This window comes from Nesterenkonia sp. DZ6 (genome assembly GCF_022565835.1).
GTDB lineage: Bacteria > Actinomycetota > Actinomycetes > Actinomycetales > Micrococcaceae > Nesterenkonia.
Genome location: NZ_JAJOYW010000001.1, coordinates 39486 through 61559 on the forward strand (window position 1 = coordinate 39486; position 22074 = coordinate 61559).

Annotated in this window: 18 protein-coding genes and 1 tRNA gene; 7 read left to right on the forward strand and 12 right to left on the reverse strand. The window is 68.3% G+C overall.

Features of this window, described 5'->3' with window-relative positions; genetic code table 11:
- Positions 1-2: 2 nt before the first annotated feature.
- The 3 genes from LTH93_RS00185 to LTH93_RS00195 all read right to left on the reverse strand — a co-directional run bounded on the left by LTH93_RS00185 (position 3) and on the right by LTH93_RS00195 (position 2738).
- Entirely contained in the window at positions 3-1163 is a 1161-nt protein-coding gene (locus LTH93_RS00185; protein ID WP_241469422.1) for a DUF418 domain-containing protein, read from the reverse strand.
- A 98-nt stretch (positions 1164-1261) separates the two neighbouring features.
- Positions 1262-2494: a chromate efflux transporter gene (gene chrA / locus LTH93_RS00190; RefSeq protein WP_241469424.1), complete on the reverse strand. Its 1233-nt coding sequence runs from the start codon at positions 2492-2494 to the stop codon at positions 1262-1264.
- 76 nt (positions 2495-2570) lie between these two features.
- A complete protein-coding gene (locus tag LTH93_RS00195; protein ID WP_241469426.1) occupies positions 2571-2738 on the reverse strand; it encodes a hypothetical protein in 168 nt (55 codons plus the stop codon).
- An 88-nt stretch (positions 2739-2826) separates the two neighbouring features.
- On the opposite strand from LTH93_RS00195, the gene LTH93_RS00200 reads away from it, so the two are divergent.
- Together LTH93_RS00200 and LTH93_RS00205 are read left to right on the forward strand one after the other, a co-directional pair.
- Positions 2827-4575, forward strand: coding sequence for an ATP-binding cassette domain-containing protein (locus LTH93_RS00200; RefSeq protein WP_241469428.1), 1749 nt, complete (start codon positions 2827-2829; stop codon positions 4573-4575).
- On the forward strand, positions 4572-6254 hold the full coding sequence (locus LTH93_RS00205) for an amino acid ABC transporter ATP-binding/permease protein (RefSeq protein WP_241469429.1): 1683 nt from the start codon (positions 4572-4574) through the stop codon (positions 6252-6254). The genes LTH93_RS00200 and LTH93_RS00205 overlap by 4 nt, the downstream gene beginning before the upstream one ends.
- Here LTH93_RS00205 and LTH93_RS00210 read toward each other — a convergent pair.
- The 4 genes from LTH93_RS00210 to mptB (LTH93_RS00225) all read right to left on the reverse strand — a co-directional run bounded on the left by LTH93_RS00210 (position 6220) and on the right by mptB (LTH93_RS00225) (position 12177).
- Entirely contained in the window at positions 6220-7239 is a 1020-nt protein-coding gene (locus LTH93_RS00210; RefSeq protein WP_241464713.1) for an AEC family transporter, read from the reverse strand. The two genes, LTH93_RS00205 and LTH93_RS00210, sit on opposite strands and share 35 nt — an antisense overlap.
- Before the next feature lie 69 nt (positions 7240-7308).
- Positions 7309-8739, reverse strand: a complete 1431-nt coding sequence (locus LTH93_RS00215) for a glycosyltransferase family 87 protein (RefSeq protein ID WP_241469430.1) — start codon at positions 8737-8739, stop codon at positions 7309-7311.
- Positions 8736-10379 carry a polyprenol phosphomannose-dependent alpha 1,6 mannosyltransferase MptB gene (mptB, locus tag LTH93_RS00220; RefSeq protein WP_241469431.1) on the reverse strand — a complete coding sequence of 548 codons (1644 nt, stop codon included), beginning with the start codon at positions 10377-10379 and terminating at the stop codon, positions 8736-8738. Before mptB (LTH93_RS00220) ends, LTH93_RS00215 begins: the two co-directional genes overlap by 4 nt.
- Entirely contained in the window at positions 10369-12177 is a 1809-nt protein-coding gene (gene mptB, locus LTH93_RS00225; protein WP_241469432.1) for a polyprenol phosphomannose-dependent alpha 1,6 mannosyltransferase MptB, read from the reverse strand. Before mptB (LTH93_RS00225) ends, mptB (LTH93_RS00220) begins: the two co-directional genes overlap by 11 nt.
- Before the next feature lie 70 nt (positions 12178-12247).
- Here mptB (LTH93_RS00225) and orn point away from each other — a divergent pair, with 70 nt between their 5' ends.
- Together orn and LTH93_RS00235 are read left to right on the forward strand one after the other, a co-directional pair.
- A complete protein-coding gene (orn, locus tag LTH93_RS00230) occupies positions 12248-12862 on the forward strand; it encodes an oligoribonuclease (protein WP_342357735.1) in 615 nt (204 codons plus the stop codon).
- A 106-nt stretch (positions 12863-12968) separates the two neighbouring features.
- Positions 12969-13044: transfer RNA gene (locus LTH93_RS00235), tRNA-His, on the forward strand.
- Between the two features lie 198 nt (positions 13045-13242).
- On the opposite strand, the gene LTH93_RS00240 is transcribed toward LTH93_RS00235, so the two are convergent.
- Positions 13243-13461 carry a hypothetical protein gene (locus LTH93_RS00240; protein WP_241469433.1) on the reverse strand — a complete coding sequence of 73 codons (219 nt, stop codon included), beginning with the start codon at positions 13459-13461 and terminating at the stop codon, positions 13243-13245.
- A 371-nt stretch (positions 13462-13832) separates the two neighbouring features.
- Here LTH93_RS00240 and LTH93_RS00245 point away from each other — a divergent pair, with 371 nt between their 5' ends.
- Positions 13833-14192 carry a hypothetical protein gene (locus tag LTH93_RS00245; protein ID WP_241469434.1) on the forward strand — a complete coding sequence of 120 codons (360 nt, stop codon included), beginning with the start codon at positions 13833-13835 and terminating at the stop codon, positions 14190-14192.
- Between the two features lie 151 nt (positions 14193-14343).
- Positions 14344-16170: an AMP-dependent synthetase/ligase gene (locus LTH93_RS00250; RefSeq protein ID WP_241469435.1), complete on the forward strand. Its 1827-nt coding sequence runs from the start codon at positions 14344-14346 to the stop codon at positions 16168-16170.
- A 314-nt stretch (positions 16171-16484) separates the two neighbouring features.
- On the opposite strand, the gene LTH93_RS00255 is transcribed toward LTH93_RS00250, so the two are convergent.
- The 4 genes from LTH93_RS00255 to LTH93_RS00270 form a co-directional block, all read right to left on the reverse strand.
- Complete coding sequence (locus LTH93_RS00255; RefSeq protein WP_241469436.1) at positions 16485-17015, reverse strand: DUF1697 domain-containing protein; 531 nt, start codon at positions 17013-17015, stop codon at positions 16485-16487.
- Positions 17016-17039: 24 nt separating this feature from the next.
- Positions 17040-18059: a universal stress protein gene (locus LTH93_RS00260; RefSeq protein WP_241464705.1), complete on the reverse strand. Its 1020-nt coding sequence runs from the start codon at positions 18057-18059 to the stop codon at positions 17040-17042.
- Positions 18060-18160: 101 nt separating this feature from the next.
- Positions 18161-19204, reverse strand: coding sequence for an NAD(P)-dependent alcohol dehydrogenase (locus LTH93_RS00265; RefSeq protein ID WP_241464704.1), 1044 nt, complete (start codon positions 19202-19204; stop codon positions 18161-18163).
- A 220-nt stretch (positions 19205-19424) separates the two neighbouring features.
- A complete protein-coding gene (locus tag LTH93_RS00270) occupies positions 19425-20516 on the reverse strand; it encodes a polymer-forming cytoskeletal protein (RefSeq protein WP_241469438.1) in 1092 nt (363 codons plus the stop codon).
- 503 nt (positions 20517-21019) lie between these two features.
- Between LTH93_RS00270 and LTH93_RS00275 the strand changes: the two genes are divergently transcribed.
- Complete coding sequence (locus LTH93_RS00275; RefSeq protein WP_241464702.1) at positions 21020-22066, forward strand: universal stress protein; 1047 nt, start codon at positions 21020-21022, stop codon at positions 22064-22066.
- The last annotated feature ends 8 nt before the right edge of the window (positions 22067-22074 follow it).

The window sequence follows — 22074 nt, forward strand, 5'->3', positions numbered from 1 at the left end:
CCTCAGGAAGGCGTCGGCTTCTGTTCCATGGATGCCCCCGGCTTCGCCCGGCGCGGGTAGGGGCGCGCGAGCTGCCGGCGGCGGTGACGTTCGGGAAGGCGGTAGGTGACGCGCAGGAATGCGGGAGTCATCCGCAGCAGCGCCTCGAGCGGGCCGTAGCGGAAGTTGGCCATCCACACGACGGCGAAGAGGATCAGCCCCAGCATGATCGCGCAGCTGATCAAGAAGCCCTCCAGCGGCTTCTGCGGTCCGGGGTAGATGAAGAGCGCGATGATCACCAGGTGCGCGGTGTAGGCGGTCAGCGGCATCTGCCCGACCACGACGAGCGGCCGGATGCCCTGGTTGAAATGAGGCACCGCGATCAGCAGGATGCCGAGCAGCATGACCGCGGTGCCGCTGGAGCTGATCAGCCACAGCGGCATCTGCGAATGTCCCACCGCGGAGATCATCCGATCGAAGCCGACCTGCGTGGTGTCCGGCTCGCCGAGGACCCGGACCAGCACCTCGGAGGCTCCGAAGGCGCCGAACCCGGCGATGGCTCCCAGGTAGACCAGGCGCCACTGGAGCTTCGCGTTGCCCAGCGGCTGCCGGCCCAGCCAGACCCCGAGGAAGAACGGAGCGATCCAGACCACCAGCGGGTAGGGGCCAGAGACCAGGATCGCGCCGATGATCTGGAATGGAGAGTCCCCGATCTGGGCGGGTTCGATGTGGAAGTGCGTGGTCTGCCGCGCGAGGATCCAGAGCACCGGTCCCAGCAGCGCAGAGGCGGTCGCGGACCAGAACAGCCAGCGGGTGGACATCTTGACCATGAACGCCGCCAGGAAGAACAGCGCCGCGTAGGTGGTGAGGATGACGTTGACCCCGTGCTCGAGGGTCTGCAGTCCCAGGCCCAGTGCCAGCAGCAGCAGGCCCCGCCAGAGCAGCGTGCTGCGCCGGGTGATGCCCTTGGTCAGCGAGCGGCGCGCCAGAAAGGTCACGCCGATCCCGGCGAGCACCACGAAGAGGATGGAGGCGCGACCATTGAGGGCCCGTACGATCCAGGAGGCCCATCCGTCGGTGTTGTAGGGACCGACATTGACGATGATCATGCCGAAGACGGCGGCGGCGCGCGCCACGTCGAGGGCATAGAGACGACTCAGCCCGCGAGCTTGGGAGCTCAGCATGCGGCAGGGTCCTCCTCGCCATAGCAGTCAAGTACCTCAGAACTGTACCTCTCGGTCCTGCGCTTTTGCTCTACATCCAGGTTCCCGTCAGCCGGGTCTCAGAGCAGCACCCAGCCGAGCAGGCCCGCGGCGAGCACCACGGCCCAGGCCGGGACCCGCCAGCTGTTCAGCGCCACGAAGGCCAGGACAGCGAGCACCAGCGCCTCGATTCCCACCTCGAGCACCCCAGCGGTGAAGACCGGGGTGTAGAGCGCGGCGGCCAGGATGCCGACCACTCCGGCGTTGACCCCCATCAGCGCCTTCTGCGCGGACGTGTTGCTGCGCAGCCGCTCCCAGAATGGCAGCGCCGCGATGACCAGCAGCGCGGCGGGCGCAAAGATGGCCAGGACCGCGACGGCGGCGCCGGCGAGGCCGGTGGGCGTGCCGGTGCTGGAGGCGCCGAGGAAGCCGGCGAAGGTGAACAGCGGGCCGGGGACTGCCTGCGCGGCCCCGTAGCCGGCCAGGAATACCTCGGGGTCCACCAGGGCGGGGACGGTCTCGGCCTGCAGCAGCGGCAGCACCACATGGCCGCCGCCGAAGACCAGCGCCCCGGCCCGGTAGAAGGAGTCGACCATGGCCGCCAATCCGGTGCCGCTGGCGGCGGCGAGGATCGGCAGGCCCGCCAGCAGCGCGGCGAAGAGCGCACCCGCGGTCCAGGAGGCACGTCGGGAGACCCGCACGGTGAACGCGTCCTCGGGCTTCGGTCCGGTCTCCGGGGGGCGCAGCCAGAGGGCCCCGATGACCCCGGCGGCGAGAATCGCAACGACCTGGATGAAGGGATTCGGCACCAGCAGGACCAGCACCATCGCGGCCGCCGCGATGGACGCCCGCGGAGCGTCCGGGGTCAGCGCCTTGGCCATCGAGAGCACCGCGTGGGCCACCACGGCCACCGCGGCGGCCTTGAGTCCGTCGATCCAGCCGGCCTCGGTGAGGTCCCCGGCGTGTTGGACCCCCAGTGCGAACGCCACCAGCAGCACCACCGAGGGCATGGTGAATGCGAACCAGGCCGCGATCATCCCGGGGTAGCCGGCGCGCTGCAGGCCCAGCGCCATGCCGACCTGGCTCGACGCCGGGCCGGGCAGGAACTGACACAGCCCCACCAGGTCGGCGTAGGCCTTCTCGGTGAGCCAGCGGCGTCGGGTGACGAAGGCCTCGCGGAAATATGCCAGGTGGGCCACGGGCCCGCCGAAGGAGGTCAGCCCCAGGCGCAGGAAGACCAGGAACACCTCTGCCACGGTGCCGGGGTGTCGGGAGACGGCGGGGCCGGCGTCGTCCTCTGGGTGCTCAGTCATCTGCGCACACACTCGAGCAGGAAGGTTAACAGAAGTTGAACAGCCCCGGTCAGCCGATTGGTCCTGTTCAGCCAGATCAGGTCATCCGCGGCACCGGTCGGCGCAGATCGGTGTCGAGCGCGTGTCCGTGGAGCCCAGCGGCGTTCACCTGGACCTCCGCACCGAGGCCTCCGAGCTGATCGCGATGGAGTCCGACGCCGCGCTGACTGCTGTCCCGGCCGGGGGCGTGACCCGGTGGCTGCATCACGGCAGCTCGATCAGCGCATCGGACGGCGCTTCGCAAATGTTGCACTGGCCCACGGGGGTCCGCTGAACCTGGAATGATCTGAGGCGTGCTTCTGCAAGATATGCCTCCCCGCGCGTGGATCGCTGCCGCGCTGCAATGGATCCGCACGATCGCGCTCGCCACGCTGTTCCTCGCCCTGGGCCAGGTCCTGGATGCGGCGCTCGGCGAGACGGACCCCACCGGTGCGCTGGTCCTCGGCGCGATCGCCGGCGCCGCTGCGGTCATCTGCGCCGGAATCGCCGCCGCCGTGCCGCCTCGCTTGCGCGCGGTCGAGGAACAGCGCTGGCGGGCCAGCGGGATCCGGGCCGCGCTGGGCCGTGACCCGGCCGCTCGGTCAGGGCCACCTGCTGGCCCCGGCGGCGGCCGTCCCGGTGGGCGCCCTGGCGGCGGCCGCCCGGGCACGGGTGAGGCTGAGCTGCTCACCGGCGGGGTGGAACGCATCGCGGAATACCGTGCGGAGTTCCTGGGGCCGGCGCTGGCGGCGTTCACCGCCCCGGCCCTGGTGCTGCTGATGCTGGGCATCTTCGTGGACCCGGTGATCGCCGTCGTGCTGCTGGTCCTGGTGCTGCTGGTCCCGGTGCTGGTGCGGTTCTTCCTGGCGCGCTTCCGCGGCCCCACCGCCGCCTACCGGCGCCTCGCCGGACAGGCCACCGCGAAGTTCCAGGAGGTGCTGCGCTCCCTCGGCGGGCTGGTGCTGCTGGGCGCTGAAGACGCCGGCCGGCGCAGCGTGGCCGAGGCCGCCGCTGCCCTGCGGGTCCAGGCGGTGACGCTGCTCAAGCGCAGCCAGCTGATGATCCTGGTCAATGACGCGCTCTTCTCGCTGGTGATGATCACCGCCGCGGTCGGGCTGGCCCTGTGGCGATTCGACGTCGGTGCGATCACCGCCGGCGGATTCCTCGCCGTGGTGCTGCTCGCCACGCTGCTCTACGAACCCATCGACAAGCTCGGCCGCTCCTTCTACGTCGCGATGGCCGGACGGACCCAGCAGGGACTGTTCACCCAGACGCTGACGACCCCGACGACGGTCGCTGAGGCCCCGTCGGAAGCTGCGCGTGCACAACCTGCGGCGGAGGCCGTCGAACTGCTGCGCCTGAAGGATGTCGGCGTGGACCGCGGCGGCAGCAGCGTCCTGCGCGGAGTCACGCTGAGCGTCCCGCGCGGCGCCGCCGTCGCCGTCGTCGGTCCCTCCGGAGCCGGCAAGTCAACCCTGGCCGCGGTGCTGCAGGGCCTGATCCCGACGGCGGCCGGTCAGCTGCTGCTCGAGGGTCAGCCGGCCGATTCTGCGGCGCTGCAGCAGGCGGCGGTGACCGTGCCGCAGAAGCCGTTCATCTTCTCCGGCACCGTGGCGGAGAACCTCCGCCTCGCCCGTCCCGACGCCACCGATCGCCAGCTCTGGGAGGTCCTCGCCCAGGCGCGCCTCGACGCGGAGATCGCCGCAAAGCCCAGAGGACTGGCCACCCAGGTCGGTGAGGACGGCGCTTCGCTCTCCGGTGGACAGATCCGCCGACTCGCGATCGCCCGCGCGCTGCTCTCCGGGGCCAAGCTGCTGATCCTCGACGAGCCCACCGCTGACCTGGACCGGCGCGCCGAACGACTGGTCGACGAATCGCTGCGCAGCCTCGCCGGAGACCACACGCTGATCATCATCGCCCACCGGCTGGCCACCACCCGCTGGGCCGATCAGGTCCTGGTCCTTGAAGCCGGACGCACCGCGGCGCTGGGCACCCCAGAGGAGCTCCTCGCCGAGGAGGGCTACTACGCGCAGGCCACTGCAGGAGAAGGTGAAGACCGATGATCATGCATCTGCTGACGCTGGCCAAGGGATCCGCCGGGCTGCTCGCGCTCTCGGCCCTCGCCCGGACGCTGACCCTGCTCTGCGGCGCCGCTCTGCTGGTCTATCCGGCCTGGCTGGTGGGACGCCTCGCCGACGGCCAGGACATCCCGCAGCTGGGGACCGTCGTCGCGGTCATGATCGCCCTGGCCGCGGCCAAAGGCCTGACCCGTTACGCCGAGCAGCTCTCCGGGCACACCGCGGCCTTCGCGCTGCTCGAGCAGCTGCGGGTCAGGCTCTACGAGAAGCTGATCCCGCTGGCCCCGGCGGTGACCGCCTCCCGCGGGAGCGGCCGGCTGCTCTCAGCCGCCACGCGTGACGTGGACCGGGTGGAGGTCTTCTTCGCGCACACCCTGGCCCCGGTGGTGACTGCGGTGCTGATCCCCGCCGCCGCCGTCGTGCTCACCTGGAACCTGACCGGCGCAGCGCTGGGACTCGGGCTGCTGCTGATCTACCTGGTGGCCGCTGCCGCGCTGATCGGCATCGGTCGCCGCGGCGGACGCGCCAACAGCACCGCTCAGGTGCGTGCGCGCGGCGCCCTGGCCCAGGAGATCAGCGACGACCTCCGCGGGGCTCAGGAGATCACGATCTTCGGCGCCCAGGAACAGCGGGCTCAGCGGGTGGACCACATCGGCGCCCAGATCGGGGAAGGCTCCCGCGGCGCCTCGGTGCTGCAGGGACTGCGCGCGGCTGCCGGTCAGGGTTGGCAGGTGCTCGCACTGTTCATCCTGCTGCTGCTGGGACTGCCCCAGGCCCAGGAGGGCGTGATCGGCTACACCGAGCTGCTGCTGGTGCTGGCCCTGGTGCCCGGCACCGCCCCCGCGCTCGCCGCGATCGAGGCGCTGGGCATCTCGCTGCCTGCGGCGCTGGCCTCCGCGGCGAACCTGCGCGAGCTCGAGGAGAGCACGCGCGAGGTCGCCGAGCCCACCCACCCCGTCGCGGTGAGCACCGAGCGCGACGGCGCCGCCTCGGTGTCCTTCCACGGGGTCAGCTTCGGCTACCCCGGCACCGAGCGAGAGGTGCTGCGCGACGTGGAGCTTCACGTCGAAGCCGGGCAGGTGGCCGCCGTCGTCGGGGTCAGCGGGTCGGGAAAGTCCACGCTGGCCTCGCTGCTGACCCGAGTCTGGGACCCGCAGGCCGGTGAGGTGCGGCTCGGGGGCACCGATGTGCGTGATCTCGAGCTGGCCGCGCTGCGCTCGAACATCACCGTGGTGGAGCAGCGCCCGGTGATGATCAGCGGCACCATCCGGGAGAACCTGCTGCTGGGCAGCCCGGCGGCCACCGAGGAGCAGATCCTTGCCGCCTGCCGTTCCGCCTGCTTGTCCGCCGATATCGAGGCGATGCCGGAAGGTCTGGACACGCAGCTTGGCAGCGAGGGCGCCCGGCTCTCCGGGGGTCAGTCACAGCGGCTGGCGCTTGCTCGCGGGTATCTGCGGGGCAGCCCGGTGCTGATCCTCGACGAGATCACCTCGGCCCAGGATCCGCTCACCCAGGCCGAGATCCTGCGCCGGATGCCTGAGGCCACCGACGCGACGGTGATCATGATCGCCCACCGCAGCGCGGTGCTGCGCCATGTGGGCAGCGTCTACGAGATCGACGCGGGGAAGATCAGAGCAGCAGCTCTGCCAGCAGCGGGAGCGTGATCAGGCAGGCCAGCGTGCTGGTCACCAGGATCGAGGCGGCCAGCCGGCCGTCGCCCTCGTACTGCTGAGCGAAGACATAGACCGTGGTGGACGACGGCATCGCGGCGATGATGATCAGCGTGCCCGCCCAGATCGGTCCCAGCTGGTCATAGAAGGGCAGCACCGCCAGCCAGGTCAGCACCGGCAGCACCAGGATCTTGCCCACCGTGCCCAGTCCGATCAGACGCTTGGGCACTCCCCCGCTGCGGATCCCCTCGATCGCCGGGTGCAGCGCCAGGCCGACGCAGAACAGCGCCAGCGGGACCGCCGTCTGCCCGAGCAGGCTCGCCGATTCGTTGATCGGCGCGGGCAGGCTCAGCGGGCTGAAGACCACCAGCAGCGCCAGCGCCATGGCGATGAACACCGGGTTCAGCAGCAGCGCCCGCTTCAGGATCGGCCCGATCTGCGTGCGCAGCAGGTGCCCGATGCCGCCGGCCCGCTCCGCGTGCCCGGCCTGCGCATCCCCGGTCTGCGCGTCCCCGGTCTGTGTGGCACGGGAAGCTACGACGGTGCGGACCAGCGGGTAGCCGTTGAGGTAGATCAGGTTGTGCATCATGTGCACGATCCCGGCGGCCAGGCCGGCTTCGGGGCCCAGCACGCTGATCGACACCGGGATTCCGAAGTACCCGACGTTGCCGAAGCTGCCGGCCAGCGAGGTCGCCGCGGCGCCCTCGTGGCCGCGGACGCCGAAGAGGCGGCTGCCGTAGTACAGGGCGATGGAGACCAGCGGGGTCACGACGGCGACGATGACCACCGCGAGCAGCGGGAAGCCGGCGGTGGGCGGGGCGGTGATCATCGCGGTGTAGATGAAGGTGGGCAGCGCGAAGTAGAACAGGAAGCCGTTGAGGTGGTCCTGCCCGCTGCGAAAGCGCGGGATGAATCCGGCGGCGAAACCGACGCCGATCACCAGGAACATCGGGCCGATGACGGCGAGCATGTCAAGCATCAGGGTCTCCCCCGCCGTGGAAGAGACCAGCGGGCGCAGCCGGCGCGGCCCGCGGCAGCAGCCGGCGGGTCACCAGCGCAGCTTCAAGGAGGTCGTCCGGCCGAGTCCGGGCAGCCCGAACGCATCGGGTCGCCCGCGGGTGACACCGGCCAGCGGGTCTGTCTCCCCCAGCACCGTGCCATCCGGATCTGGATGGCGCGGTGCGGAGGTGCGCTGCTGGGAGCTGCGCGCGTCGTCGTCGGTCGCTGCTGCTCTCGCGGCCGCCCGGTCCCGATCCCTCGGCTGGGAGCGGACGATGTCCTTCTCGGGGTCCAGGATCTCGCGGACCACCTGGACCATCAGGTAGATCAGGGTGGCCATGTGGGCCAGGATCCCGATGTGGTAGGCCCAGTCGATGAGCTCGGTGCCGCCGGCGAACTCCCCGCCGGAGGTGATCTTCGCGCTCATCATCCACACCGAGACCCAGTGGTAGACCTCCGCGGCCTGCCAGACGAGGTATCCGCGGACCTTCGGGCGCGCCAGCACCAGCAGCGGGATCAGCCACATCACGAACTGCGGGGAGTACACCTTGCCCAGCAGCAGGAAGCTGGCCACGATCAGGAAGCAAAGCTGCGCCATCCGCGGCCGGGTGGGAGCCGCCCAGCCCAGGTAGGCCACGCCGAGGCAGCACAGCAGGAAGAGCCCGTTGGAGAGCAGCGAGAACCCGGCGCCGTCCAGCGGCAGCCAGCTGAAGAACAGCCAGACCGAGGAGAAGCTGACGTCGCGCTCGGAGGAGAAGCGGTAGAAGGTGGACCACTGTTCGAACTGCAGGAGCATGAAGGGCAGGTTCACCGCGAGCCAGGTCAGCACCGCGGCGATCGTCGTCGCCGCGAAGGAGCGCAGCCGCCCGCTGCGCAGGCACAGCACCAGGATCGCGCCCAGGAAGAACAGCGGATAGAGCTTCATCGCAGCGCCCAGACCGATGAGCACCCCGGCCCAGACCGGATGCGAGCGGCCCCAGAGCAGCAGCGCCAGGGCGCCCAGGAAGACCGCCCACATGTCCCAGTTGATCGACAGCGAGAGGATGATCCCCGGGGCCAGGGCCACCATCAGCGCGTCCTGGCGTCGGTGACCTGCGGTGGAGTACGCGGTGGCCAGTACGACGCCGAGCCAGCAGAGGATCACCGCGAAGTGGTTGAGGTCGTAGAACGCCAGGATCCGCTCGTCGGTGATGCCCTCTCCGGGGACCAGAAGCGCGAGCACCCCGGCGACCATGACCAGCAGCACCGGGTACTCCATGACCTGATCGGCCGGGACGTCATCGACGAAGGGGAAGAGTCCCTCGGCGAGCCCGCGCTGGCTGAACAGCAGGGAGAAGTCGGAGTAGCACATGTGGATGTGCTGATCGGGGTCGGTCCAGCCGTTGATCCGGCACCACTGCACGGCCGCCACGGAGAGCGCGGCGCCCAGGGTGGTGGCGGCCAGCAGCAGCCAGAGCAGTCGGGAGCCGGGGAGCTTCACGTCGTGTCCTTCTCGTAGATGTCCTCGGCCGCCCAGGAGGTGCGCGGCGGGGTCAATCCTCTCAGCCGCTCCCACCCGTGCTGTGCATTCCAGCGCTGGGAGCGCCGCCGCATGTCGAAGAACTCGGTGGTGTTGGGGTCCAGGAAGACCACATAGATCAGGTACAGGGTGACCACGGCGATGGCGATGGTGTAGATCGCGGCCGCATCGATCCACTGCGCCACCGAGAGCTGACCGACCATCGAGAGGAGCACCATCACCGTGAAGACCGTGGTCACCAGCACCAGGACTCGTCCGCGGTAGACGTGGACCACCGCGTAGAACGGCAGCAGCCAGAGCAGGTACCAGGGCTGGATGATCGAGGAGGTCAGCACCACCAGGGTGAGCCCGTAGCCGGCCCAGAGGACCGGGTTGCCGACGTTGCGGCGCAGCAGCATCCACGCCAGCATCGCGCCGGCCGCGGCGCGCGCCAGGGTGTAGACGATCTCGGTCACCACGGCGGCGTCCACCCCGGTCAGCGCTTGCAGCGCGGCACCGAGGCCGATCCCGAGCAGTCCCACCGGGGCGGCCTGGAGCACCGCGGCGCCAGCACCCAGGGCGGCTGCGATCCAGCCCAGGCCGATCCCGAGCGCCGCGCCACCGGCGACCAGGAGCACGGCGGCGGCGGTGCCCCCGACGGCCCATTCTCGGAGACGGTGCCGCAGCGCGGCGGTGCTGCGCAGCGGCAGCAGGAGGATGAAGGGCAGCACCACCATCGCGATGGGCTTCACCGCGATCGCCGCGACCACCAACACGAGGCACAGCACCCGTCTCCGGCGCAGCCCCGCGAGCGTGCCGGCGAGCATCAGCCCGATCATCAGCGCGTCATTGTGGGCCGCCGGGAGGAACACCAGCAGGGTCATCGGGTTCAGCAGGCACAGCCACAGCGCCCAGGAAGGCTCAGAGCCGAAGGCCTTGGCCAGCCGGGGGATGCAGTAGAGCATCAGTGCCATCCCGATCAGGGACAGGCCGCGGAAGAGCAGGATCGCGATCTCTGGGACGCCGCCGGAGACGAACCAGACGACCTGCGCCAGCACCAGGAACAGCGGTCCGTAGGGGGACGGGGATTCCGCCCAGAGCCCGTCCGCGCCCTCCATGAACCATCCGGGGAGCTCGGAGACGCCGTGCTCATAGGGGTTCAGTCCGGCGTGCAGCACCCGGCCCTGGGCCAGGTAGGAGTAGACGTCGCGGGAGAAGATCGGCAGCGTGAACATCAGCGGGGTGGCCCACATGAACAGGGTCCGGCGCATCACCGGGGTCGCCCGCGCCGACCAGGACCCCACCCGCTGGGACAGGCGCAGCCAGGACCGCACGAGCAGCAGCGCGCCGAAGACCAGCAGCACCGTGCAGGTGACCACGCCCGCCGTCGTCGTGCGCAGCGGCAGCAGCACCGGGTTCAGCGCGAGCAGCGACTGCGGGGTCATCGCCAGCCAGCCCACGCCCCAGGAGCCGAACATGATCATGATCGAGGCGAGCAGTCCCTGACGGGCGGTGTGCGAGGCGGCGGCCTCTTCGCCGCCGATGAACCAGGCGGTCGGCCGCCACTGGCCGAGGAAAGAGCGCGCGCGCAGCGCATTGCGGGAGACGAGGTTAGCGCGCACCTGGAGCGGTCTCCTCTCCCCCGGGCTCGGCGGCCGGTGCGGCGGCGTCGGCCGGTGCGGCGGCGTCGGCCGGTGCGGCGGCGTCGTGGGCGGCGGGGCTGGCCCGTGCGCCGTCGTCGGTCTGGGAGGATCGGCGGCCGCGCAGTCGGGGCCATTCCCAGCGGACCGCGGGCAGGCCCCAGCCCTCCCAGACCACCCAGCGGGTCTGCCGGTCCAGCAGGGCCAGCCAGACGATGCAGATCCAGGACACCGTGACGGAGAGAGCGAGCATCTGAGCGTCCAGCTGCAGGAACTGGTAGATGGACAGCTGGTCCGAGGCGCCGAAGGTCAGGAAGAAGGCGATGGTGAACACCACCCACTTGAACTGCCAGTCTTTGCGGATCCCGGTGATCGCGAACAGCGGCAGCAGCCACAGCAGGTACCAGGGCTGGATGATCGGTGAGAGCACCACCAGGGCGGTGAACGCCCAGACCATCCGCTGGACGACGAACTTCTCACTGCCGCGGAACATCAGCCACAGCACCACGGCCACCGAGAGGAGCCGGCCTGCGACCTTGAACACCTCCAGGGTCCAGCTGCTGTCGAGTCCGAAGGAGCGCAGCAACGTGCCGAGCCAGCCGTCGGCGATCCCGATCGGGGACCAGAAGACGCTTCCGGTGCCGGTGCCGGCCAGGACGGCGAGCCAGCCGAAGCCGTAGCCCTGGATGAGGCCGATGGTGATCATCACGGCGGCGGCGATGCCAGCGGTGAGGAACCAGTAGGTGAACTTCCGCGACCAGGAGGCCCCCGGTCCGGCCCAGAGCAGCCCGATGAAAGGCAGCAGCACGATGGTGATCGGCTTGATCCCGATCGAGACGACCACCAGCAGCGTGGCGAGGACTCCCCTGCTGTGGGCCGCGGCGTAGATGCCCGCCAGGGCGAAGCCGACCATGATCGCGTCGTTGTGGGCGCTGGAGATGAAGCTGATGATCAGCAGCGGGTTCGCCAGCGTGATCCACTGCGCCCGGGCAGGGTCGATCCCGTGGATCCGGGCGAGCTTGGGCACGAATATCATCATCATGACCACCCCGCCCACGCAGGCGAGCCGGAAGAGGAACAGCGCAAGGTCGGGACTGTCTCCGGCGATGTTCATCACCGCGGCCTCGAGCCAGAGGAACAGCGGACCGTAAGGCGTCTCGGATTCGGCCCAGAGGATGTCGGTGCCCAGCTGGAACCAGTTGTCCAGGGTGGAGACGCCCGTGGTGTAGGGGTCCTGACCGGCCAGGACCAGCCTGCCCTGATTCAGGTAGGCGAAGACGTCGCGGGAGAAGATCGGGAGCGCGACCAGCTGGGGCAGCGACCAGAGCACGACGGCGGCGTTGACCGTGCGCAGCGAGCGAGTGGGCCACTGTTGGCTCTGATCGGGGTTCTCCAGCACCCGACCCAGCCGCAGCCAGGCGCGCAGCATGACCCAGCAGCCCAGGGTCAGCGCGATCGTGGCGACGACCACGCCGACCGTCTCGGTGCGGTACGTGATGATCCACGGCTGCCGGGACAGCGGGGAGACGCTGACCAGCCATCCGACGCCGAAGGAGCCCAGGAGTACCAGCATCGACCCGAGCAGGCCTTCGACCATCGGGGACCAGACGCTCTTGGGGCGGGTGGAGGACCGCAGGATGTGCAACCAGATGTCCCGCTTGCGCGGCGGGCGCGGATCGGGGTCTGTCTGGGGGCGCTGATCGGGGTTGCCGAGCCCGACGGCGCCCTCGGCACCGCGCGGTGCAGGGCTGTTCTCGGTGGCTCCAGCCTCAGCGCTCATCGCCCTTGAATTTATCACCCACAGTCGCTGTCACCCCGGCGCCTGGCGGGCTGTCGGTAGAGTGAGAACCGTGAATTCCGAAGAGACTGAGACCAACGCCTCATCCATCACGTCTGTGCCGGTGAGCCCGGGTGGCTCCTGGGCGGGCCGGATGGTGTGGATCGACTGTGAGATGACTGGACTGAATCCCGATCACGATGTCCTGGTGGAGATCGCGGCGCTGGTCACCGACGCCGAGCTGAACATCCTCGGTGAAGGGGTCCAGGTGGTCATCAGCCCGGACCCGGCCGAGCGGCTGGAGACGATGGCCCCGATCGTGCAGAGGATGCACACCGCCTCGGGCCTGCTCGAGGACCTCAAGAACGGCGTCTCGGTCCAGGTCGCCGAGGAGCGGGTCCTGGACTATGTGAAGGCCTGGATCCCTGAGGCGGGTGTGGCGCCCCTGGCCGGGAACTCGATCCACGCGGACAAGGCCTTCCTGCGTGTGGCCATGCCGGACTTGATGAAGCACCTGCACTACCGACTCATCGATGTCTCCACCATCAAGGAGCTCTCCTCCCGCTGGTACCCGCAGGCGAAGGAGTCCGCGCCGGCGAAGACCGGCAACCACCGGGCGCTCGGAGATATCCAGGACTCCATCGAAGAGCTGCGGCACTACCGCCGGACGGTCTTCAAGCAGAGTTGAGCCGATTTCCGGATTCGGCCGGAGTCTGTGTAGACTGATATGCGTTGCTTTCAGGCGTTCAAGACTGATGAGCAGCGAGTGCGGGAGCCGGCTTCGGCTCCACATGGTGGGCGTAGCTCAGCTGGTAGAGCATCGCGTTGTGGTCGCGAGGGTCGCGGGTTCAAGCCCCGTCGCTCACCCCATGGAACGGTCCTGGTCATCCGACCAGGGCCGTTCTTCGTTGCGCGCGCGAAGGCGGACCGAGGGCCGAGACCCTGGCGCTCCTGGGTCAGCATGCGCCTCGGTGGAGCTTGGGTACGGTGAAGTCCACGCGGCACGCGTACGCGGATGGAAAGTCTCTATGCGGTGAACAGCGCGCCACTGCCCACCGGTGCCAGATCCTATGCTGCGTGTTCCTTGCTTCGGCGCTCCTCGACCATGCTCTCCACGGCTTCGAGTGCGGCTTTCCCTGCGCGCGCCGCAGTGATCATGTCATCGAATGCGGAGTGGGATCTGATCAGATCCCCTGCCTGCTCCGCGGTGAGTGCTTCCAACCAGTGCCTGTTGACGTCCATCAGGGCGAAATGGGCCTGGTCCTCGAGTTCAGCTCGACTGCTCATGTCCTGGCGTCCCCTCGGTCGCTGGATGGGAGTGTTTCTAGGGGTTACGCCGCTCGACCCGGTTTCGTTCACGCTTCGTTGCAAGTTTTTTGCAGCACTCCGCCCGGAGTCGTCCCCGCAGATCAGCCTTGAGGGTTCATGCGATCTCATCTGCGAGGCTCAGCAGGAGGAGGCCGATGAGCTCTCCGAGCTCCTGGTCGAAGCGTGGGAGACCAGGGCACCGAAACGACTCCGCGCTCAACGCAGCCAGAGATCTCCTTCCCGCGCCTGGCTTGCCGTGATCGGCTTCGTCGCCCCGGCTGCCATCGGAGCCCGGTTGCCATCGGAGCCCGGTTGCCATCGGAGCCCAGCACGGTGAGTAGGGTTGGGGCATGGACTTTCTCTCCGCGAACTGGCTCGCCGCCGGCGCGATCGCGATATTGGCGGTGGCTGCCGTTGTGGTGGCCATCGCTCGGGGACACGCCGGCAAGGACGCACGGATCACCGCGTCACATCAGCCCGGAGTCATCACCCTGACCAGCAGCTTGGACGCGAAGGTCGTGGCCATCCTCAATGAGGGTGACAGCCTGGCCGAGTCTCTGAAGCGGGACCCGCTGGATCTTCCGATGACCCTGGTGGCAGGCGAGCCGTTCAGCATCCGCTATCAGGATGCGTCCGGCCGGGCACCCCGCAGCATTCTGCTGCGCCTGCAGGACGGCGCGATGAACCACGTGGACCTGCCGTCGGTCTGAAACCGTCCCTCGGGCGCTTCACACGGCGTCGCCGGATTTCGCCTCTGAGCACACCTCATCGCGGGCAGGATATTCTTCCTAAGGCGGTGGTCAACACCGGATCACCAGCAGCGCTCGCCGAAGAACGCGTCACCACACCGGGAGGAACTCCGTGCAGGAAACCGCGATATCGGCGCTCATCGATGTGCCGGCCGATATGAACATCACCGATCTTCTGGAGCAGCAGCGGACCGAGGACCCTGAGAACGTCCTGTTCACGCGCCGTGACGCCGCCGGCGAGTGGGTGGACGTCACCGCCGCCGCGTTCCACACCGACGTCGCAGCTCTCGCCAAGGGCCTGATCCAGCGCGGTGTCACGCTGGGCGATCGCGTCGGGATCATGTCTGCGACCCGGTATGAGTGGAGCCTGCTGGACTTCGCGCTCTGGTACGCCGGCGCCGTCTCGGTCCCGGTCTACGAGACCTCCTCCGCCGCACAGATCGCCTGGATCGCCGAGGATTCCGCACTCAGCCTGGTCTTCGCTGAGACGCCCGGGCATCGGGAGACCATCCTGGAGGGCCTGAAGGGATCCGGACTCCAGCAGACCCCCGAGGTGCTGCTCATCGAGTCCAGCGCACTGGACGAGCTCCGGCAGGCCGGCGCTGTTGTTTCAGACCAGGACCTCGAGGGCCGCCGGGCCACCGCCGTCGGTGAGGATCTCGCCACCATCATCTACACCTCGGGAGCCACCGGCCGACCCAAGGGCTGCGAGCTGACCCACGGCAACTTCGTGGACCACAGCCTGCAGACCCTTGCCGCCATGGACGGCGTCGTCGGCAGACACTCCTCCACGGTGCTGTTCCTGCCCATGGCCCACGTCTTCGCTCGGTTCATCTCGGTGATCTTCATCGCCGCCGGCGGACGGGTGGCGCACACCCCCGACATCAAGCAGCTCATCGAAGATCTCGGCGTGATCCGGCCGACCTTCCTGCTCGGAGTTCCGCGGGTCTTCGAGAAGATCTACAACGCCGCCGCGTTGAAGGCCGAAGGCGATGGAAAGAAGCGCATCTTCAAGGCCGCGGCCGACGCGGCGGTGGACTGGTCGCGCGCCACCGCCGAGGGCCGCGTTCCGCTGAGTCTCCGGCTCAAGCACGCCGTGTTCAGCAAGCTGGTCTACTCGAAGCTGCGCAACCGGATGGGCGGCAACGTCACCCACGCCTTCTCCGGCGGGTCCCCGCTGGGTGAACGGCTGGGCCACTTCTTCAACGGCGTGGGCATCCAGATCATCGAAGGCTACGGACTCACCGAGACCACGGCCCCGGTCACCGGCAACATCCCCTCGGTCTACCGGATCGGCACCGTCGGGATCCCGCTCCCAGGCAATGCCGTGCGCGTGGAGTCCGACGGCGAGCTGCTGGTCAAGGGCAGCAGCGTCTTCCGGGGGTACCGCAACCGGCCCGAGCTCAACGCCGAGTCCTTCACCGCCGATGGCTGGTTCTACACCGGTGACCTGGGTCGTCTAGATGAGGCGGGTCGGCTGATCATCACCGGACGCAAGAAGGAGATCCTGGTGACCGCCGGAGGCAAGAACGTCGCCCCCGCGCAGCTCGAAGATGCCATCCGGGCAGACCTGCTCGTCTCCCAGGCAGTCGTGGTCGGTGACGGCAAGCCCTTCATCAGCGCGATGATCACCCTCGACGGCGATGTCATACCTGCCTGGCTGCGCAGCAAAGGTCTCGACCCCGACACCGCGATGAGCGAGCTCACCGAGCACCCCCAGGTTCTGGAGCATCTGCAGCAGGTCATCGATGCCACCAATGCAAGTGTCTCGAAGGCCGAGTCCATCCGCAGCTTCACCGTGCTCGAGGATGACTTCACCATCAACTCGGGGCACCTGACGCCCTCGCTGAAGATCCGCCGGGCCGAGGTCATGCGTGACTTCCAGCGTGTGGTCGAGAACCTCTACGAGAAGGCCGCCCACCGCGCCAAGCGACATTGAGCCGCTCACCCCAAAGCCGATCTCGACGCGGCGCACGCTGACGCCCCCTGCGGCCAGCGTGCGCCGCGCCGAGATCGCCGGTGGTCAGGATATCGAACGCGCTGCGGACTGTCATGACATGAGCGTAAGCGCGGACGCCTCTGTGACTCCAGTCCCGGCACCCGACGACGGCGCCGCTGCAGCACCGCCACCGCTGCCAGCCGTGATCCTGGACTGCCGCACCCGTGAACCGTTGCGCGCAGGCTCGCCGTGGCATGCCGGTGCGCCCAGGAGCTCCGCGAGTTCGGAGATGATCCGGCCAGCTGGCGTTCGTGTCAGACATCGGAGAGGTCGAGAAGCTTGCGCACGGTGTTGAGGTTTCTCGCGGTCCCGGTCACTCCCAGCACCCGGGAGATGGTCGGCTCCTTCATCTGGGGCGAGCCCGCGCCGTCGGCGTAGCGCAGGTGCATCTCGCGGTCGATCACCTGCCAGCGGTCGTCGCCGGTCTCCAGCAGGGCGGCCGCCTGTACCGCCTCGGCTGTCGGCGCGCACTGCAGAAAGCTGATGTAGGAGAACCGCGGGTCGAGCTCTTCGAACGGATGGGCTTCCAGGGCGGCGAGAACCTCTTCCCGGGACCGGCTGATCACCTCCCGGAAGAAGCCGAAGCGTGTCTGCACAGCGGCTTCCAGCGCCCGGTCGAAGTTCTCAGCCGGTCCGGGCGGGTTGCACAGCAGATTGCCCGACGCGATATGGCTGGACACCTCGGTGGCCCCGAGGGACTCGGCCAGGTCGCGCCACTGGGCCATCGGAAGCCTGGCCGTGCCGCCGACGTTCACGGCGCGGACCAGAATGATCCTGCGGCTCACAGCGGAAGCCTCACTGCGACGACGTCATCGCGAGGGCTCGGGATGGTCCTCCAGCCGCTCGTCCTTCAGATCAGGGACCACCATCACCGGGCCCTCCGCGCGCAGCAGCACGCCGCGGGAGACCGACCCCATCAGCGCTCCGGTGAATCCGCTGCGACCCCGGGTGCCGATCACGGTCAGCTGCGCCTCCCGGGTCTGCTTCACCAGCTGAGCGATCGGATCCCCCGGCTTCACCGACGCGGTCACCTCCAGGGCCGGAAAGTGCCTCTTCACCAGGGCGAGCTCGGTCTCCAGGGTCTTCTCCAGCTGCGTCTTGCGCCGTTCGGTGACGCTCTCATCAGGGGAATCAAGCTCCGGATACCACTCCAGCCACGCCTCCAGAGACGGCAGCGCCATCAGCAGATGCAGCGTGACCCCCCGGTTCTGTGCCGACAGCGCGGCCTGGAGCATCGCGACCCGACTCTGACCCGACGCGTCGATGCCGACCACCACCGGACGCCGATCCCTGCCCGCAATGAACCGACCAGCGCCCTCAGCCTGACTCTCAGGCTCGTTGACCTTGTACTGCCGGGGCACCACCACGGTGGGGCAGTGCGCGTGGGCCGGCAGCGCCGAGGACACCGATCCCAGCACCCTGCCCAGGAACCCTCCCCTGCCCCGAGCGCCGACGACGGCGAGCTCCGCAAGGGCGGAGAGATCCACCAGCACCCCTGCGGCATCTCCGCGTTCGGTCCGGTAGATCACCTTGCCTGAGTAGTCCTTCAGGTATTCCCTGGCCTCGGCGAGGACGGTCTTGGCTGCGTCGACGGCCACCTCGGCCTCGGATTTCTCCGGCACCGCAATCAGGGTGGTGTAGATCCGGGCCGGAACGTGGAACGCGCTGACCACGGTGAGCACCCGCCCGCTGCGCTGCGCCGCCAGGGCCCCGTAGTGCAGGGCGAGGAAGGACTGCTTGGAACCATCGAAGCCGACCAGCACCCCCAGATCACGTGTGGCGGGATCAAATGCGACAGGTCGTGGTGCTGCGTGAGCGTCGTTGTCCATGACAATCCTCCACCCGGGGGTCTGATATCAGCAGATGCGAGCGACGCCCCCGTGGTCGGATTTCGCCCGCTTCGTTTCCGATCCTATTCCTCGACCCCAGATCAGGGAACCACTACAGCGCGACCGCGCAGTTCGCCGTCGTGCAGCTTGCGGTAGGCCTCGGGCCCCTGATCCAAGCTGAAGGTCTCGGTCTCGACGGCGAGCTGACCTGTGCGCGCCAGTTCGAAGACCTCCATGAGCTCGGGCCGTGAGCCCCAGTAGGGCGCCCGGATGCGAGACCCGAAGGGCTGGCCGAGCAGTCCCACCGTGGTCTCCACGGATCCGGCTCCCGCCAGCACCAGGTCGGTGCGCGGACCGCTGAGCGAGCGCACGATGTTCATCACGGGGCCGTTGGTGACGAAGTCGAACACCGCGGTGACCGGGCCCGGCCCCACGGCTTCGGCGATCTGTGCGGCGGCCTGGTCGTCGGAGAGGAAGGCGTGATGAGCTCCGACCTCGCGGGCGAAGTCGAGCTTGCTCTGGCTGATGTCCAGCGCGATCACTGTGGAAGAGGTCAGGGTGCGCAGCAGCTGCACCGCGATGTGGCCGAGGCCGCCAACTCCGATCACCACGGCCACGCTGCCGGGGACCAGCAGATCCAGTGACCCCTGGATCGCGTGGTAGGGGGTCAGTCCGGCGTCGGTGAGGGCCACCGTGGCAGACGGGTCCAGATCTCCCAGCGGGATCAGCAGCCGCGGGTCCGTGACGATCATGTACTCGGCCATCGCCCCGTCCTTGCCCAGTCCCGGTGGCGTGATGCCGAGGGCGGCGGCGTGGGGGCAGTAGTTCTCGATGCCCTGGGCACAGCTGAGGCAGCGCCCGCAGCCCTGCGGACCGTAGACCGCGACGGCCTCGCCGACCTCGATGCCGGAGGCGCCCTCACCCAGAGCGTCCACGACCCCGACGCCCTCGTGTCCCAGCGTCATCGGCAGCGGGTAGCCGAAGGCGGCGTACTGCTCCTCGCTGAGTCCCATCACGAAGCTGTCCGAACGGCAGGCGCCCGCGGCGGTGATGCGCAGCCGGACCTCACCGGGGCCGGGTTCCGGGGTGGGGACCTCGCGCACCTGCGGCGGTTGGCCGATGGCGACGTATTGGAGAGCTTTCATGGTGATCCTCCTGGATTCGTCCTGCACGGTCACTCGGCTCCCCCGGCATCCATCGCAGTTGCCAGCGCGCGCCGATGGTCCTGACTATGCCAGTTGATGGGCACTTCTGGTCGTGTATCGCTGGACCCACTGTGCGTGAATGGGACTCGCCGTCCCAGGGCCGCAGGTCCCGTTGACAACCAGAGTGGCGGGCGAAGCTTCCGGTCAGGCCTGCATTCCGCTACCTGACCGCCGGTTCCCCGAGAGGCTCCCCCGGTGGTTCCACGGGTGGGTTGGCGGTTGTTCTGCCGGGTGGCTCCGCGATGACCTCGGGACGCACCCGCCATGGCCGCTGAGCATAGAAGGCCAGAAGCTGTGCGCCGAGGCCGAAGAGCACCATCGCAAGCCACACCACGATGTTCAACCACGGAACGTGCAGAGCGAAGATCAGGATCAGCCCACCGACCAGGGTCATGACGACAGGTCGCTGGGAGTCCCGGAACACCAGTCGCCCGATGAAGTGGGATCCGTAGACGAACGTGGCCAGCGTCAGCAGCAGCCACACCAGGAGACCAGCAATAGCCAGCGGGGCGCCGATGATGGTGATCAGCAGCGCGACCAGCATCACCGGAACGACGATCGAGGCGACGAACCCCACGAGCAGCGCCTTCCAGGGAGCGTGCCTCAGCTGATCGGTGACCCGTGTCAATCTGCCGGGAAGCAGCAGTCCGGCCAGCAGAGTGATCAGGCTCAGCGCAACCAGCGCGTAGAGCAGCCCGAGGAACCACCCGATGAACAGCGCCCACGGCGACGGCTCCATCTCCGGTGCTGGTGTCGGGGCGATGCGTTCGACGTCGCCGTCCACCGCACCCTCAGCTATGGTCGCGTCACGGTCGCTGTAATAGGTCACGTCTCCCCCGACGGCCCCGTCGATGGTGAGACCGTCGACGGCAGCCACCAGGTCTCGGCCGAGGTCTCCTCCGATAGTGGCCGATCTTGCCGCGGCGACGAGATCGTCTCCGATCGATCCATCTTCAGCGAGGTTCAGGACTGAGGCGAAGACGGTTCCGCTCCGCCCGACCTCCCCACTGATCGACACATCCTGGGCCGCCAGGCGAACGTTTCCATCGATTGTGCCGGTGATGTCGATCGTCTGAGCTGCCGCGATCACGTCACCCGAGATGTCGCCACTGATGGTGATGCTCTGCCCGGAGACGTAGACATCGCCCTGGACCTGTTCCGAGACCTCGACGGAGACGCCGCTGAAGAACTGCGGGCCCTCCCCATCATCTGATGTCGACGCAATCTCAGATGTGGCGAGGGATCCCTCCAAGGGTACGGACTCTGAGGGTGCGGACTCTGAGGGTGCGGAGGCCGTGGCGCTCGCCGTGGGGAGAAGCATCACACCACCCGCCATCAGGGCTGCAGCGACGAGACGAAGATTCCTGCCTGGCGAGCTCATGATGGAGGCCTCTCTGAGCGGGGACTTACCTGGTTCGACGTCAGCTGCGGCGCCGGAAGTTCTCGGTGGTCAGAAGAGGCTTCAAGATCGCGCACGGGTGGAGCTCGGCATGTGTGTTTCACAGGCGGAGCCCTTAGGGTGATCGCTCACGAAGCCACGAAGCTGATTCCACTGTCCAGCGTGGCTCACCAGTGGTGCAGGGCCATTGGTCCCGCCGGCTGCCCGAGATCGTCAGATGCGCTGCCGTTCATCCTGATGTGACGCTTCCGCCCCGAGAAAACACTCATGACACGATGTTTTCATACCAGAAAAGTAGATTATTGATAGAGGCCAAAGACCCTAGATCGATGGAATACGAGACGTATGGTTGGGCCATGAATCCTTCTCACGAGAGTGGCACTGACCACGACCCCGGTGTTCTTGTAGGCATGGACGGCTCAGCCGCCGGTCAGCGCGCCTTCCGAGCTGGTCTGCGAATCGCTCAGCAACGAAACCTCCCGCTGCGCCTGGTCGGCACATTCGCCCGCCCCGTGGTGACTGACGCCTACTACGTGCCGATGATGGACGAATATTTCGAGGCCGTGGTCAAAGAGGTGCACGAGATGCTCCGTGGGTACGCGACACAGGCGGAGGCGTCCGGGGTGAAGGTCACCGTGCGTGCCGTACAAGGCGACCCGGGCTCCGAGCTGGTCGCGGAGTCCAAGTCCGCGCAGGTGGTCGTCGTCGGCAAACGCGGACGCAACCGCTTCGCCGGCCGCTTCCTCGGCAGCGTATCGGCCAAGCTTGCCGCTCATGCGCACTGCCCCACCCTGGTGGTCCCCGAGAAGTGGGAGAACGAGTCCTCGACAGAGCTCCTCGCCCCGGCTCAGGACCTGCCCACTGGTCAGACCGGCGCCACCGAGCCGCTGGCTCAGATGGAAGAGTCGAGCCCTCGAACGCATGAGCGCCGCCATTTCGCCAACGTGGAAACGGATCTCAACTTCGATTCCGAGATCGTGGTGGGAATCGACGTCGAGACCGACCCTGAGCTGGTCGTGAACCTGGCGGCGCAGGCGGCCGCACTGCTGGACAACCCGCTGACCCTGGTCTCGGCCGCTCCCCTGAACGCACAGGGGCACTGGTGGCCCAACACCATCGAACACAATCTCGAGATTCCTAATCTGCGCCGCCCCTACACGGAGCACCTGCAGAAATCAGCCGACCGGGTATCCGAGGAGTTCCCAGAGGTTCCCGTGCGCTGGCAGTTCTTCGACGGCTCACCCGCAGGCGTGCTCTCCGAGGCTTCCAGGACTGCGGAGCTGGTGGTCCTCGGAACCCGCGGCCACGGAGGGTTCTCCGGTCTGCTCCTCGGCTCCGTCAGCCAGGCAGTGCTCAATCGCGCGGTCTGCCCCGTTCTCGTGGTGCCCACTCACAAGCATTGAAAGTGACA